We start from the raw sequence: 12729 nt of genomic DNA on the forward strand, positions 1-12729 counted from the left end.
TGAATAATCAATAATAAGGAGCGATCATGGCAGAGTGGATCAATGCGGAAGTGAAAGAAGTGAAAAACTGGACCGATGCACTGTTCAGCCTGCGCGTTACCGCGCCGATTGATACCTTTACCGCCGGGCAGTTTGCCAAGCTGGCGCTGGAAATTGATGGTGAACGCGTGCAACGCGCCTATTCATATGTGAATGCACCGCGCGATCGCTTACTGGAGTTCTATCTGGTAACCGTGCCAGAGGGTAAGCTCAGTCCACGTTTGCAGGCATTGCAGCCTGGCGATCAGGTGATGGTGACCAAAGAAGCTGCCGGATTCTTTGTACTCAATGAAATTCCCGATTGCAGTACGCTATGGATGCTGGCCACTGGCACGGCGATCGGTCCTTATTTATCGATTCTGCAACAGGGTGAAGACCTGGAACGGTTTGATAACATTGTGCTGGTACATGCGGCACGTTTCGCCGATGACCTGAGCTTCCTGCCGTTGATGCAGCAGCTGCAACAGCGTTATCAGGGCAAATTGCATATTCAGACGGTGGTGAGTCGCGAAGAGATCGCCGGTTCGCTGCACGGTCGTGTTCCGCAGCTCATTGAGAGCGGTGAACTTGAACGTGCGGTGGGTTTGCCGATGACCGCTGACACCAGCCACGTGATGCTGTGTGGTAACCCGCAAATGGTGCGCGATACCCAGCAATTGCTGAAAGATACGCGTGAGATGCGTAAACATTTCAAACGCAAACCCGGCCATATGACCAGCGAGCATTACTGGTAATCCGTGTGGTGTGAAGAATGTCAGACTTTTCCCTGTGCGGGTTTTGACTTTGGTCGGTAAAAACCGTTCTAATCGTGGGCTAAGTGAATGATTTAGGGCCGAAGCAATGAAGAACCTGCCAGTCGCGCTGCTCTTAAGCGTCGCGCTGACATTTCCCGCCTGGGCGGAGGATGCGACACCGCAGGATCGAAGCGATCACCTGCCTGCCGCCCCTTATCTATTGGCAGGTGCCCCCACCTTCGATATGACCATCGCGCAGTTCCGCGAGAAGTACAACGCAACGAATCCGGACCTGCCGTTGCAGGAATATCGTGCGATTGATAATCGAGACGATAAAAGCAACCTGACGCGCGCCGCCAGCAAGATCAATGAAACACTCTATGCTTCTACCGCGCTGGAGCAGGGCACCGGAAAAATCAAAACGCTGCAAATTACCTGGCTACCGGTTCCCGGCCCGGATATGAAAGCCGCGCAGGCACGTGCGATGGATTACATGACAGCATTATTGCGATTTTTTGTCCCAGGTTTATCGCCTGCAGATGGACGCAAAAAGCTTGATGCGCTGCTCAGCGCAGGCAAAGGCGCACGCTATTTTGCCAGTACTGAAGGCGCATTGCGTTTTGTGGTCGCGGATAACGGTGACAAAGGATTAACCTTCGCGGTTGAGCCAATAAAACTGGCGCTCGCGACCCCTTGATCACCGCGGCAAAAATGACGAAAAGCAAAGCCAGCGACACGTTTGATCTCTATACTGTCTGGCAGACATCGCTGCCCGATGGCAGCGCTATTTCATGAATCGCGTTATGCGGAGGAAAGAATGCGACATCCACTGGTTATGGGTAACTGGAAACTGAATGGCAGCAAGCACATGGCAGGCGAGCTGATTGAAGGTCTGCGCAAAGAGCTGTCTGGTGTTGAAGGTTGTGGCGTAGCAATTGCTCCACCCACTCTCTATCTTGACCTGGCAAAACACGCCGTCTCCGGCAGCCACATTGCCCTGGGTGCACAGAACGTTGACGTTAACCTGTCTGGCGCATTCACCGGTGAAACCTCCGCAGAAATGCTGAAAGATGTCGGCGCGAAATACATCATCATCGGCCACTCTGAGCGTCGTACTTACCACAAAGAAAGCGACGAGTTCATCGCGAAGAAATTTGCTGTTCTGAAAGCAGCCGGCCTGGTGCCAGTCCTGTGCATCGGTGAAACTGAAGCAGAGAACGAAGCGGGCAAGACTGAAGAAGTGTGCGCACGTCAGATCGACGCCGTGCTGGAAACTCAGGGTGCGGCTGCGTTCGAAGGCGTGGTTATCGCTTATGAGCCAGTCTGGGCGATCGGTACCGGCAAATCCGCTACACCTGCGCAGGCCCAGGCCGTGCACAAATTCATTCGTGACCATATCGCGAAGAAAGATGCGGCGATTGCTCAGCAGGTTATCATTCAGTACGGCGGTTCTGTTAACGACAAAAATGCCGCAGAACTGTTCACCCAGCCAGATATCGATGGCGCGCTGGTTGGCGGTGCTTCACTGAAAGCCGATGCGTTCGCAGTGATCGTGAAAGCAGCTGCAGCAGCGAAAAACGCGTAAGTTTTTTCGGTGTGGAACAAGGCGGCTGATGAGCCGCCTTTTTTATTGCCAGAGATTCTTACTGACACATGTAACTCATACACTGTGGAAGATGTGATGAACAGTTCTGGAACCCCCCAGCGTGCTTATACGTTTCATTGAAGCTTTATATTGGAAGCCATGGTTAATGGTTCAAAATCTGGCATTGGTGGTCCTGCAACTCCTCCGCAGAACCGCTGTTTAGCATTAACCAGTTACGTTCCAGCGCCAGCAACGCTAAGCGCCCATCCGGTAATTCCGCCAGTGCCATCCCATATTTTCCCATCTCGCTGCGCGCATTAGGCACTTCAGTCGCCAGACGAATAAAGACACTTTGCTGCGCCAGTTCAGCCGTCGACAGTGTGCGAATCAAATAGCGATGTTTGCGCAGCGTGGCTGGTTGCCACTGTTCATTGAGCTTAGGGCTTAACGCATCAAGCCGCTGGCGCACATCAGGACGCAGACAGGAGATGTGGATGTGCAGTTGATTCTGCGTACGGCCATATTGCGCATTAATCGCCAGTGACAGCACGCTATCATCAATCGGTGCACCGCGTTTTTTGGCCAACAGACTGCGCTGCAGCCAGGCGGCGGCAAACAGATTGGGCGTGGTGGGTTCGAGAATAATCGGGCTTTCCATGCCAGTGATTTTTTCAATCGGCATCAGTAAATACTGCAGTGGACCGTTGAGGTCTTTCAGCGTGACATAACCCTGTGCCGTATTCACTTGCTGACAAGGGGAGGGATTGCCACCTTTCGCTAGATTGGGCACGCACTTTTCACTGATGATCTGCCAGAGGGCATTGGAGTTTTTCTGGAAATGGAAGGCGCTGACGATCAGTCCGACAATCAGCACCAGCAGTAAAACGGTTAGCAACTTCAGGGTGCGACGACTTCCCTGCATGGCCGAATTCCTCTGTTCATCACCTGCCAGCATCCTCGCCTGCCGTCTGGGCAATGTCACGGACTTTTACTGCTGTGTAATGCAAAACGGTCAGCATCAGGCTGACCGTTTCAGTTTGATGTGATGACGATTACGGTTTCATGACCTGATCGTAACTACCACCATCGGCGAAGTGCGCTTTCTGCGCTTGCGTCCAGCCACCGAACTTGCTGTCGATAGTGAACAGTTTCACCGGCGCAAAGGTGCTGGCAAACTTTTTCGCGACTTCAGGATCGCGTGGACGATAAAAGTTTTCCGCTGCGATGGTCTGGCCTTCTGGTGAGTAGAGATACTTCAGGTAATCTTCGGCCACTTTACGCGTGCCCTGCTCATCCACCACCTTATCGACCACCGAAACGGTTGGTTCTGCCAGGATCGATTCGCTTGGCGTGACGATTTCGAACTTGTCTTTACCCAGCTTGTTCACCGCCAGATACGCTTCGTTTTCCCAGGCAATCAGCACATCGCCTATGCCACGTTCAACGAAGGTGTTGGTGGCGCCACGTGCACCGGAGTCCTGCACTTCTACGTTCTTGAACAGCGCCTTCACATACGCCAGTGCTTTGGTCTGGTCACCGTTGTTTTGATCCAGCGCCCAGCCCCACGCGGCCAAATAGTTCCAGCGTGCGCCACCTGAAGTTTTCGGGTTCGGGGTGATCACCGATACGCCAGGTTTAATTAAATCGTTCCAGTCATGAATGCCCTTCGGGTTGCCCTTACGGACCAGGAACACGATGGTGGAAGTATAAGGGGCGGAGTTGTCTGGCAGACGTTTGATCCAGTTTTTATCGATACGACCACGGTCGGCAATAGCATCAACGTCAGACTGCAGCGCCAGGGTTACGACATCAGCACGAATGCCGTTGATCACAGAGGTTGCCTGTTTCCCTGAGCCGCCATGAGACTGACGGATCACCACATTGTCGCCCGTTTCCTGCTTATAGTGTGCGCTAAACGCTTTGTTGTACTGTTCATACAGCTCACGCGTTGGATCGTAAGAAACGTTTAACAGCTGGATATCCTTTGCCAAAACACTGGTGGAAGCCAGTAACAGGGTGACACCAATACTCCACTTGTTCATTGCTTGCTCTCCCGAGGTCGTTATAGAACAAGACTGACATAAACCAATTCAATGATTAAAGAATTAAAAATAAGTGGTTATAACCAGAGGGAATATAAGGGGGAATAAAAAAAGGCACGGTGGAGGCCGCGCCCTGATTTAGTTTGATTAGTAGAGTTTTTTCGCCGTATCCAGCCAGTCGCGCTTGAATGGGCGCTTCATGTTTTCAATCGCGTCAATGATGTCGTGATGCACCATCTTCTCATTCTGAATACCGACACAACGTCCGCCGTAGCCCTGCAACAGCAGTTCGATGGAGTAAGCACCCATACGTGACGCCAGGATACGGTCGTAAGCACATGGCGCACCGCCACGCTGAATATGCCCAAGCACAGTTGCACGTGTTTCGCGTTTGGTTTCTGCTTCGATGTAATGCGCCAAATCGTCGATATCACAGATGTGTTCGGTAATGGCCACAATGGCATGTTTTTTACCTTTGGCGATACCCGCTTTGATCTCTTCGACCAGTTCTTCACGGGTATAAGGAATTTCCGGCAGCACGATAAATTCACAACCACCGGCGATGGAAGCAGCCAGAGTCAGATCGCCGCAGTAACGACCCATCACTTCCACGATGGAAATGCGCTGATGCGAAGAGGAGGTGTCGCGCAGACGGTCAATCGCTTCAACAACGGTTTCCAGCGCCGTGAAGTAACCGATGGTGTAATCGGTACCGGCAACGTCATTATCGATGGTGCCTGGCAGACCAATGCACGGGAAACCCATTTCCGTCAGACGTTTGGCACCCATGTAGGAACCGTCACCGCCGATGACCACCAGCGCGTCAATGCCGCGCTTCTTCATGTTCTCAATGGCAACCTGACGAACTTCCTCATTACGGAAATCCGGGAAGCGCGCAGAACCGAGGAAAGTGCCGCCACGGTTGATCATGTCGGACACGCTGTAACGGTCGAGGTTGATCATACGGTCTTCATACAATCCCAGATAGCCGTCGTAGATACCAAAAACTTCAAGGCCTTCACTCAGCGCGGAACGGACAACTCCGCGGATGGCTGCGTTCATGCCTGGGGCGTCACCGCCGCTGGTCAGTACTCCGATTTTTTTGATCATGACAACCTCTGGATTGTTCAAAACTAAGGATTATTCCTGCCTGCCGACCGGTGTAAACCCGCTCACGATCGTGCGGCTTAATAGTTGCAGATAGTATATCAAAGGCTTGATGCTGAATTGATTCAGGTCAGACAAGTTTTCGCTATTTTTTTACAGAGTTGTTAGCGTTACGTCATTTTTATAACGCAACGCCATGATATTTAAACGCTAAAACTGGAAAAAGCCTTGCTGATTTTCAGGCACCACCGAACAGGGATCCTGATGGATGATAACATCCGAACCGGGAAACTTAAGCCGGAGTGCTTGCTCGATCTGATCCGCTACCTGATGCGCCTGCACCAGCGGCAGGTGGTCATCCATTTCCAGATGAAGCTGGATAAAACGGGTTGGCCCGGATTGACGCGTACGCAGTGCATGGGCACCGCGCACACCTGGCCAGTCGCTAACCAAATCGATAATCGCCTGCTTCTCTTCTTCCGGCAATGCGCGGTCCAGCAAAGATTGCACCGCTTCATAACCCATGCGCAAAGCGTTATAGAGGATGTACCCCCCAATCCCCAGCGCAAAGAGCGCATCTGCCCGGACAAAACCATAGCTGCTTAACACCAAAGCCACCAGGATCGCGCCGTTCATCACCACGTCAGATTGATAGTGCAGCATATCCGCACGTATCGCCTGGCTGCGTGTCCGACGCACCACCCAGCGCTGGAAAGTCACCAGTAACAGGGTGGACAAAAGGGCGACCACAGTGACGACGATACCGACCAGCGGCGCACGTAATATATTGGGTGAGGCCAGATGCTGAATACCCGTGAGAAATAAAAACAGTGCCGAGCCGGAAATAAACATGCTTTGTGCCAGTGCGGCAAGCGACTCCGCTTTACCGTGGCCGAAGGTGTGATCAGCGTCTGCAGGCTGGAGTGAATAGCGCACCACCAGTAAATTGGTGAGCGATGCAGCGATATCCACCAGTGAATCGACCAGGGCGGCCAACATGCTGACTGAGCCGGTCAACCACCAGGCAAAAATTTTCACGATCAACAGTAATGTCGCCAGCGTCGTTGCCGCCAGCGCCGCGCGGTTGACGAGTTTCGCGTAGGAGGGATCCATGCCATGCCTCATAGAAGCGTCTGCTCAGCGCAACGCCTTTAGTCACATAATGGCTCAAGTTTATCATCGGCAAGCGTAAGCTGCGTGAATTGAATATTAAGGTGATGATGCAGCACAGGATTGTGCAGATAAAAAAAACCCCCGCATCATGCGGGGGAAGACAGGGATGGTGTCTATGGCAAGGAAAACAGGGATACTATGTTACTGGTTACTGCTGGTACTACTCACTGCATGCAGCGGTGATGATGGCTGCAATCCTGAGAGCTGACGCATATCGTTAAGTCGCCGCTCATAATTCTTCTGCAATGTCGCTTGCTGTGCAGGCGTTAGCAGGTGATACATCTGGTTGCGAACCCGAGCCATCTCAACTTGCAGTTCTATCTGCGCGCGGGCTTGTTTCTCTGCCTGCTGTCGGATAGCCGATTCGTTAAATTTGTCTGCAATGACAAGGTCATGCATAGTTTCAATATCCTGAACGCTCATAACCGGGCGCTCATGTCGTGCTTGCTGCATCAGGTCTCGCATCTGTTGCCGCTGTTGTTCAGTCAGCTCAATGCCATCGAACATGTGGCTTTGCGGATTTTGCGTCATACTGCCTGTCGTCAATCCGCCGTTATGATGCATCTCGTCAATCGTCGTCGTGTCTGCTGCTTCTGCGCTGGCGTGACTGAGAACCATCGCTGAGGCAATGACGACGGCGGTTAAGTAGCGCATCGTTTACTCCCAGTTCGTTCCGTTTTGCGATTCAACGAGAGCTAGTGTACGGCGATAGCTGCAAACATCCGTCAGGGGGTGTAAAACTACGTAAAGCGTTGGATTGCAAGTCAAGGAACACGGTATTTTGCCTGCGGAGGGCAACAAAAAATGAATAAAATCCTGTTGGTTGATGACGACCGCGAATTAACTTCGCTGCTTAAAGAACTGCTTGAGATGGAAGGTTTTGAGGTGATTGTCGCCAGCGATGGTGAGCAGGCGCTTAACCTGCTGGATAACAGCGTTGACTTGTTATTACTCGACGTCATGATGCCGAAGAAGAACGGTATTGATACGTTGAAAGAATTACGACAACAGCACCAAACTCCGGTCATTATGCTGACCGCTCGTGGTAGTGAGTTGGATCGTGTTCTTGGCCTTGAGCTGGGCGCGGATGACTATCTACCAAAACCGTTTAATGACCGTGAACTGGTGGCGCGTATTCGGGCTATTTTGCGCCGTTCAAACTGGAGCGAACAACAACAGCAGCATGATAATAGTTCACCCACGCTGGAAGTGGATTGCCTGCGCCTCAACCCAGGCCGCCAGGAAGCCAGCTTCGATAGTGAAACGCTGGATCTGACGGGCACGGAATTCACTCTGCTCTATTTGCTGGCACAGCACTTAGGTCAGGTCGTGTCGCGTGAGCACCTCAGTCAGGAAGTGCTGGGTAAACGCCTGACGCCGTTTGACCGCGCGATTGATATGCACATTTCAAACCTGCGTCGTAAATTGCCGGAACGTCGTGATGGTCATCCGTGGTTTAAAACGCTACGCGGACGCGGCTATCTGATGGTTTCGGCATCATGATTGGAAGTTTGACCACCCGCATCTTCGCCATTTTCTGGCTCACCCTGGCGCTGGTGTTGATGCTGGTTTTGATGGTGCCCAAACTCGACTCACGCCAGATGACTGCACTGCTGGAAAGTGAGCAACGACAGGGCACCATGATTGAACAGCATGTTGAAGCTGAGTTATCGCAAGATCCCCCTAACGACCTGATGTGGTGGCGCAGGCTCTTTCGCGCCATCGACAAATGGGCCCCACCCGGCCAACGCTTGTTATTGGTGACCAGCGAAGGCCGGGTGATCGGAGCGCAGCATAATGAAATGCAGGTGATTCGTAACTTTATCGGCCAGTCTGATAATGCCGATCATCCGCAGAAGAAAAAGTATGGTCGTGTGGAGATGGTGGGCCCGTTCGCCGTGCAGGATGGTGAAGATAACTATCAGCTCTACCTGATCCGACCCGCCACCAGTTCTCAACTGGACTTCGTCAATCTACTGTTTGACCGTCCGTTATTGCTGCTGATTGTCACCATGCTGATTAGCTCGCCACTGCTGTTATGGCTGGCGTGGAGCCTGGCGCGTCCAGCGCGCAAACTGAAACATGCTGCCGATGAAGTGGCGAGCGGAAACTTACGCCAGCATCCTGAACTGGAATCCGGTCCACAGGAATTCCTGGCAGCAGGTTCAAGTTTCAACCAAATGGTGAGCGCACTTGAACGCATGATGACCGCACAGCAGCGTTTGTTATCCGATATCAGTCATGAATTACGCACGCCACTGACACGTTTGCAGTTGGCTACCGCCCTACTGCGCCGTCGAAATGGTGAAGGTAAAGAACTTCAGCGTATCGAAACGGAAGCCCAGCGGCTTGATGGCATGATTAACGATTTGCTGGTGCTCTCACGCACTCAGCATAAAAATGCCTTAGTCAGTGAAGCGATGAAGGCGAACCAGCTGTGGAACGGTGTACTGGAAGATGCCAAATTTGAAGCCGAGCAGATGGGTAAAACCATGGATGTGCCGTATCCGCCTGGTCCGTGGCCACTGTACGGCAACCCGCATGCCCTGGAGAGCGCACTGGAAAACATCGTGCGTAATGCGCTGCGTTATTCCCACACGCATATCAGCGTGAGTTTCTCGGTGGATATTCAGGGTATTACCGTTCACGTTGATGACGATGGCCCAGGCGTCAGCGCTGAAGATCGCGAGCAGATTTTCCGCCCCTTCTATCGCACTGATGAAGCACGCGACCGTGAATCTGGTGGCACCGGTCTCGGACTGGCGATTGTGGAAACAGCCGTGCAACAGCATCGCGGTTGGGTGAAAGCCGATGACAGCCCATTAGGGGGGCTGCGCCTTACACTCTGGTTGCCGCTGTACTCCGCTCGTCAATAATTTGCTATGCTTCGGCCCTCGTTTCCGGGGGCCTTATGCTGAACATCGTTTTATTTGAACCAGAAATTCCGCCAAATACGGGCAATATCATCCGCTTGTGTGCCAATACAGGCTTCCAATTGCATCTTATTGAGCCACTGGGCTTTGCCTGGGATGACAAGCGTCTGCGCCGCGCCGGGCTCGATTATCACGAATACACCTCACTCAAAAAACACGCCAATTACACTGCGTTTATCGAGTCTGAAGCACCACAGCGTCTGTTTGCACTCACCACCAAAGGCACACCTGCCCACAGCGCTGTGAGCTATCAGAAAGGGGATTATTTATTGTTTGGACCTGAGAGCCGTGGTTTGCCGGCAGAGATACTGAACGCGCTGCCAGCAGAGCAGAAGATCCGCATCCCAATGATGGCTGAAAGTCGCAGTATGAATCTGTCGAATGCGGTATCAGTGGTGGTGTATGAAGCGTGGCGCCAGCTTGATTATGCTGGCGCACTGATCAAGAGCTAAATTCCGTCGCCGTACTCGAAGCCCGCGCCGTTGAAGAGTTGGTCCATATCCATCGAAGGTTTATCACTGGTGGGTTTGCCAACGATACGCGCAGGCACACCGGCTGCCGTGGTATGCGGCGGCACTGGTTGTAGTACCACCGAACCTGCACCAATTTTCGCGCCGCGCCCCACTTCAATGTTACCGAGAATCTTGGCACCTGCGCCAATCATCACACCTTCACGGATTTTCGGATGGCGATCGCCGCTGGTTTTTCCGGTACCGCCTAGCGTGACCGACTGCAAAATCGACACGTCATTTTCCACTACGGCGGTTTCACCAATCACGATACCGGTAGCATGATCGAGCATGATGCCGCGACCAATACGGGCTGCCGGGTGGATATCCACTGCAAAGGAGACGGAGATTTCGTTCTGCAAATAGACGGCTAACGCGCGGCGGCCCTCTTTCCAGAGCCAGTGGCCGATGCGATAAGCCTGTAATGCATGGAAGCCTTTCAGATACAGCAATGGCGTTGAATACTTATCAACGGCAGGATCGCGCTGGCGCACGGCTTGAATATCGTAAGCTGCAGAGACAATCATCTCTGGATCTTCGCGATACGCTTCCTCAACGATTTCGCGTACCGCAATGGCTGGCATGATCGGGTTGGCAAGTTTGTTCGCCAGCATGTAGCTTAGTGCGCTGCCAAGATTTTCGTGCTTGAGCAAAGTCGCGTGATAAAAGCTGGCCAGCATGGGTTCACAATCAGCCAGCGCTCTGGCTTCAGCTTTGATGTTGTTCCAGACCAGTTCTAACTCTTCTGACGACATTGCTCTGTGCTCCCGATAAAAAAAGCGCCTGAGAGGCGCTGCAGGTGATTTAGCTGAGCGTCCTGCTTCAGCTTTGGCTGTTTTCGTCCTTCCTTGCACGGCCAAGTAAACTCAATGCTGCCTCTCGCGCCGATTTTTCGCAATACAGTACCTGATAAATCTGCTCGGTTATCGGCATTTCAACACCCATTCTCGCCGCCAATGCTTTGACTTCTTTGGTGTTTCGGTACCCTTCTACAACTTGTCCGATAATGCGCTGCGCCTCATCAACGCTCTCGCCTTGTCCCAGCATCATGCCAAAACGACGATTGCGGGATTGATTATCGGTACAGGTCAGCACTAAATCGCCCAGCCCCGCCATGCCCATAAAGGTGGTGGGATCGGCTCCAAGAGCGGCGCCAAGGCGACTCATCTCCGTCAGCCCACGGGTAATCAGCGCGGTTCGTGCGTTAGCACCAAAACCAATTCCATCGGAAATGCCGGCACCAATCGCAATCACGTTTTTCACCGCGCCACCCAATTGCACGCCGATGAAGTCCGGATTGTTATAAACGCGGAAACTTTTACCGCAGTGCAGTTTTTGCTGCAGATCTTCAGCGAACTGCGCATCAGTGGCCGCCAGCGCTATCGCTGTAGGCATGCCCGCTGCAAGTTCTTTCGCGAAAGTTGGGCCGGAAACCACGGCCAGCGGTATTTGATCGCCAAGGATTTCACGCGCAACATCCTGCAAAAGACGGCCAGTCTCTTTTTCGAGACCTTTGGTTGCCCAGACAATACGTGAGTCTGCACGGAGATGCGGCTTCAACTGGGTGAGAACGTCGCCAAATACGTGGCTAGGCACAACCACCAATAGATCGCGGCTGGCATTCACCACCGTTGCCAAATCGGCTTCGGGAACAAGATTGTCAGGGAAAGGTACATCAGGCAGGAAAGCGGCATTACATCGGTCAGCCTGGAGCTGCGCCACGCTTTGCGGATTGTGGCCCCAGAGCAGAACCGGATGGCCGTTACGGGCCAGCGTAATGGCCAAAGCGGTGCCGTACGAGCCGGCACCGATGACGCTAATCGAAGCGTTGAGTGTAGTCATCAGGCATCCTGACGTGGCGCTTCGCCTTCACCTTGCTGCTGCAGATAGTTCATGAACAGGGCATCAAAGTTAACTGGCGCCAGATTGAGCTGCGGGAAAGTACCACGAGACACAAGGCTGGTGATGCATTCACGTGCATACGGGAACAGAATGTTCGGGCAGTATGCACCGAGGCAATGAGCCATCTGAGTGCCTTCGATACCGCCGATAGTGAAGATACCTGCCTGCTGAACTTCGCACAGGAATGCGGTGTCTTCGCCAACGGTTGCTGTCACGGTAACGCGCAGAACAACTTCATAGACTTCATCAGCCAGCTGAGATGAAGCGGTGTCCAGATCCAGTTTCACTTCCGGTTCCCACTCTTTCTGGAAAACCTGAGGCGCGTTTGGCGCTTCGTAAGAAACGTCTTTGGTATAAACACGTTGAATCTGGAACTGCATTTCGTTTGTGCTATGTTCTGACATGTTACTAAATCCTGTGAGTTAAATTGTCTGACCGAAAAATTATGCCTGGAGTAAGGGATCCAGTCCCTGACGCCCATCCAGCGCGTAAAGATCGTCACAGCCACCAATGTGCTGCGCATCAATAAAAATCTGTGGAACTGTCGTACGCCCGCTTCGCTGAATCATCTCTTCACGCTTCGCCGCGTTCCCATCAATAGGAATCTCCTGGAACGAAACGCCTTTCTGATCCAACAATGCTTTTGCCCGGTGGCAATAAGGGCATGTGACTTTGGTGTAAATCTCAACATTAGCCATGCGGTTA

15 protein-coding genes are annotated in these 12729 nt (G+C 52.6%); 6 read left to right on the forward strand and 9 right to left on the reverse strand.

The features are described from left to right. Positions 1 to 26 precede the first annotated feature (26 nt). The 3 genes from fpr (at position 27) to tpiA (ending at position 2358) form a co-directional block, all read left to right on the forward strand. Positions 27 to 773, forward strand: a complete 747-nt coding sequence (fpr, locus tag AC6I8L_RS19420; protein ID WP_058960115.1) for a ferredoxin--NADP(+) reductase — start codon at positions 27 to 29, stop codon at positions 771 to 773. A 106-nt stretch (positions 774 to 879) separates the two neighbouring features. Further along, on the forward strand, positions 880 to 1470 hold the full coding sequence (locus tag AC6I8L_RS19425) for a YiiQ family protein (RefSeq protein WP_034823757.1): 591 nt from the start codon (positions 880 to 882) through the stop codon (positions 1468 to 1470). A 120-nt stretch (positions 1471 to 1590) separates the two neighbouring features. Then, complete coding sequence (tpiA, locus tag AC6I8L_RS19430; protein ID WP_034823759.1) at positions 1591 to 2358, forward strand: triose-phosphate isomerase; 768 nt, start codon at positions 1591 to 1593, stop codon at positions 2356 to 2358. A gap of 163 nt (positions 2359 to 2521) precedes the next feature. Here tpiA and AC6I8L_RS19435 read toward each other — a convergent pair whose 3' ends face one another. From AC6I8L_RS19435 to cpxP, 5 genes are all read right to left on the reverse strand, one after another. Then, a complete protein-coding gene (locus AC6I8L_RS19435) occupies positions 2522 to 3280 on the reverse strand; it encodes a CDP-diacylglycerol diphosphatase (protein WP_058960116.1) in 759 nt (252 codons plus the stop codon). A gap of 130 nt (positions 3281 to 3410) precedes the next feature. Then, the gene (locus AC6I8L_RS19440; RefSeq protein ID WP_058960117.1) at positions 3411 to 4400 is read right to left on the reverse strand and encodes a sulfate ABC transporter substrate-binding protein; all 990 of its coding nucleotides are present in this window, start codon (positions 4398 to 4400) and stop codon (positions 3411 to 3413) included. A 147-nt stretch (positions 4401 to 4547) separates the two neighbouring features. After that, a complete protein-coding gene (gene pfkA, locus AC6I8L_RS19445; protein ID WP_034823768.1) occupies positions 4548 to 5510 on the reverse strand; it encodes a 6-phosphofructokinase in 963 nt (320 codons plus the stop codon). Positions 5511 to 5717: 207 nt separating this feature from the next. Continuing rightward, a complete protein-coding gene (fieF, locus tag AC6I8L_RS19450) occupies positions 5718 to 6620 on the reverse strand; it encodes a CDF family cation-efflux transporter FieF (protein ID WP_058960118.1) in 903 nt (300 codons plus the stop codon). Positions 6621 to 6821: 201 nt separating this feature from the next. Beyond that, a complete protein-coding gene (cpxP, locus tag AC6I8L_RS19455) occupies positions 6822 to 7334 on the reverse strand; it encodes a cell-envelope stress modulator CpxP (RefSeq protein WP_038644071.1) in 513 nt (170 codons plus the stop codon). Positions 7335 to 7484: 150 nt separating this feature from the next. Between cpxP and cpxR the strand changes: the two genes are divergently transcribed. From cpxR to trmL, 3 genes are read left to right on the forward strand one after another with little or no spacing between them, the layout of a single operon-like run. Next, positions 7485 to 8183, forward strand: a complete 699-nt coding sequence (gene cpxR / locus AC6I8L_RS19460; protein WP_034823774.1) for an envelope stress response regulator transcription factor CpxR — start codon at positions 7485 to 7487, stop codon at positions 8181 to 8183. After that, complete coding sequence (gene cpxA / locus AC6I8L_RS19465; protein ID WP_034823776.1) at positions 8180 to 9556, forward strand: envelope stress sensor histidine kinase CpxA; 1377 nt, start codon at positions 8180 to 8182, stop codon at positions 9554 to 9556. Before cpxR ends, cpxA begins: the two co-directional genes overlap by 4 nt. Before the next feature lie 35 nt (positions 9557 to 9591). Next, positions 9592 to 10065, forward strand: a complete 474-nt coding sequence (gene trmL, locus AC6I8L_RS19470; protein ID WP_058960119.1) for a tRNA (uridine(34)/cytosine(34)/5-carboxymethylaminomethyluridine(34)-2'-O)-methyltransferase TrmL — start codon at positions 9592 to 9594, stop codon at positions 10063 to 10065. Here the strand turns inward: trmL and cysE are convergent. From cysE to grxC, 4 genes are all read right to left on the reverse strand, one after another. Then, a complete protein-coding gene (gene cysE, locus AC6I8L_RS19475; protein ID WP_034823780.1) occupies positions 10062 to 10877 on the reverse strand; it encodes a serine O-acetyltransferase in 816 nt (271 codons plus the stop codon). The genes trmL and cysE overlap by 4 nt on opposite strands. A 67-nt stretch (positions 10878 to 10944) precedes the next feature. Then, positions 10945 to 11964, reverse strand: coding sequence for an NAD(P)H-dependent glycerol-3-phosphate dehydrogenase (gene gpsA, locus AC6I8L_RS19480; protein WP_034823782.1), 1020 nt, complete (start codon positions 11962 to 11964; stop codon positions 10945 to 10947). Then, positions 11964 to 12428, reverse strand: a complete 465-nt coding sequence (gene secB, locus AC6I8L_RS19485) for a protein-export chaperone SecB (protein ID WP_034823785.1) — start codon at positions 12426 to 12428, stop codon at positions 11964 to 11966. The genes gpsA and secB overlap by 1 nt, the downstream gene beginning before the upstream one ends. Before the next feature lie 39 nt (positions 12429 to 12467). Then, the gene (grxC, locus tag AC6I8L_RS19490; protein ID WP_007885328.1) at positions 12468 to 12722 is read right to left on the reverse strand and encodes a glutaredoxin 3; all 255 of its coding nucleotides are present in this window, start codon (positions 12720 to 12722) and stop codon (positions 12468 to 12470) included. Positions 12723 to 12729 lie beyond the last annotated feature (7 nt).

Source organism: Type-E symbiont of Plautia stali, from assembly GCF_059731115.1.

Bases quoted from the DNA above. Each gene is read 5' to 3' on its own strand.
- cysE (WP_034823780.1), bottom strand. From the start codon at position 10,877: ATGTCGTCAGAAGAGTTAGAACTGGTCTGGAACAACATCAAAGCTGAA.
- fpr (WP_058960115.1), top strand. From the start codon at position 27: ATGGCAGAGTGGATCAATGCGGAAGTGAAAGAAGTGAAAAACTGGACC.
- cpxR (WP_034823774.1), top strand. From the start codon at position 7,485: ATGAATAAAATCCTGTTGGTTGATGACGACCGCGAATTAACTTCGCTG.
- pfkA (WP_034823768.1), bottom strand. From the start codon at position 5,510: ATGATCAAAAAAATCGGAGTACTGACCAGCGGCGGTGACGCCCCAGGC.
- grxC (WP_007885328.1), bottom strand. From the start codon at position 12,722: ATGGCTAATGTTGAGATTTACACCAAAGTCACATGCCCTTATTGCCAC.
- cpxA (WP_034823776.1), top strand. From the start codon at position 8,180: ATGATTGGAAGTTTGACCACCCGCATCTTCGCCATTTTCTGGCTCACC.
- AC6I8L_RS19425 (WP_034823757.1), top strand. From the start codon at position 880: ATGAAGAACCTGCCAGTCGCGCTGCTCTTAAGCGTCGCGCTGACATTT.
- tpiA (WP_034823759.1), top strand. From the start codon at position 1,591: ATGCGACATCCACTGGTTATGGGTAACTGGAAACTGAATGGCAGCAAG.
- fieF (WP_058960118.1), bottom strand. From the start codon at position 6,620: ATGGATCCCTCCTACGCGAAACTCGTCAACCGCGCGGCGCTGGCGGCA.
- secB (WP_034823785.1), bottom strand. From the start codon at position 12,428: ATGTCAGAACATAGCACAAACGAAATGCAGTTCCAGATTCAACGTGTT.
- cpxP (WP_038644071.1), bottom strand. From the start codon at position 7,334: ATGCGCTACTTAACCGCCGTCGTCATTGCCTCAGCGATGGTTCTCAGT.
- AC6I8L_RS19435 (WP_058960116.1), bottom strand. From the start codon at position 3,280: ATGCAGGGAAGTCGTCGCACCCTGAAGTTGCTAACCGTTTTACTGCTG.
- trmL (WP_058960119.1), top strand. From the start codon at position 9,592: ATGCTGAACATCGTTTTATTTGAACCAGAAATTCCGCCAAATACGGGC.
- AC6I8L_RS19440 (WP_058960117.1), bottom strand. From the start codon at position 4,400: ATGAACAAGTGGAGTATTGGTGTCACCCTGTTACTGGCTTCCACCAGT.
- gpsA (WP_034823782.1), bottom strand. From the start codon at position 11,964: ATGACTACACTCAACGCTTCGATTAGCGTCATCGGTGCCGGCTCGTAC.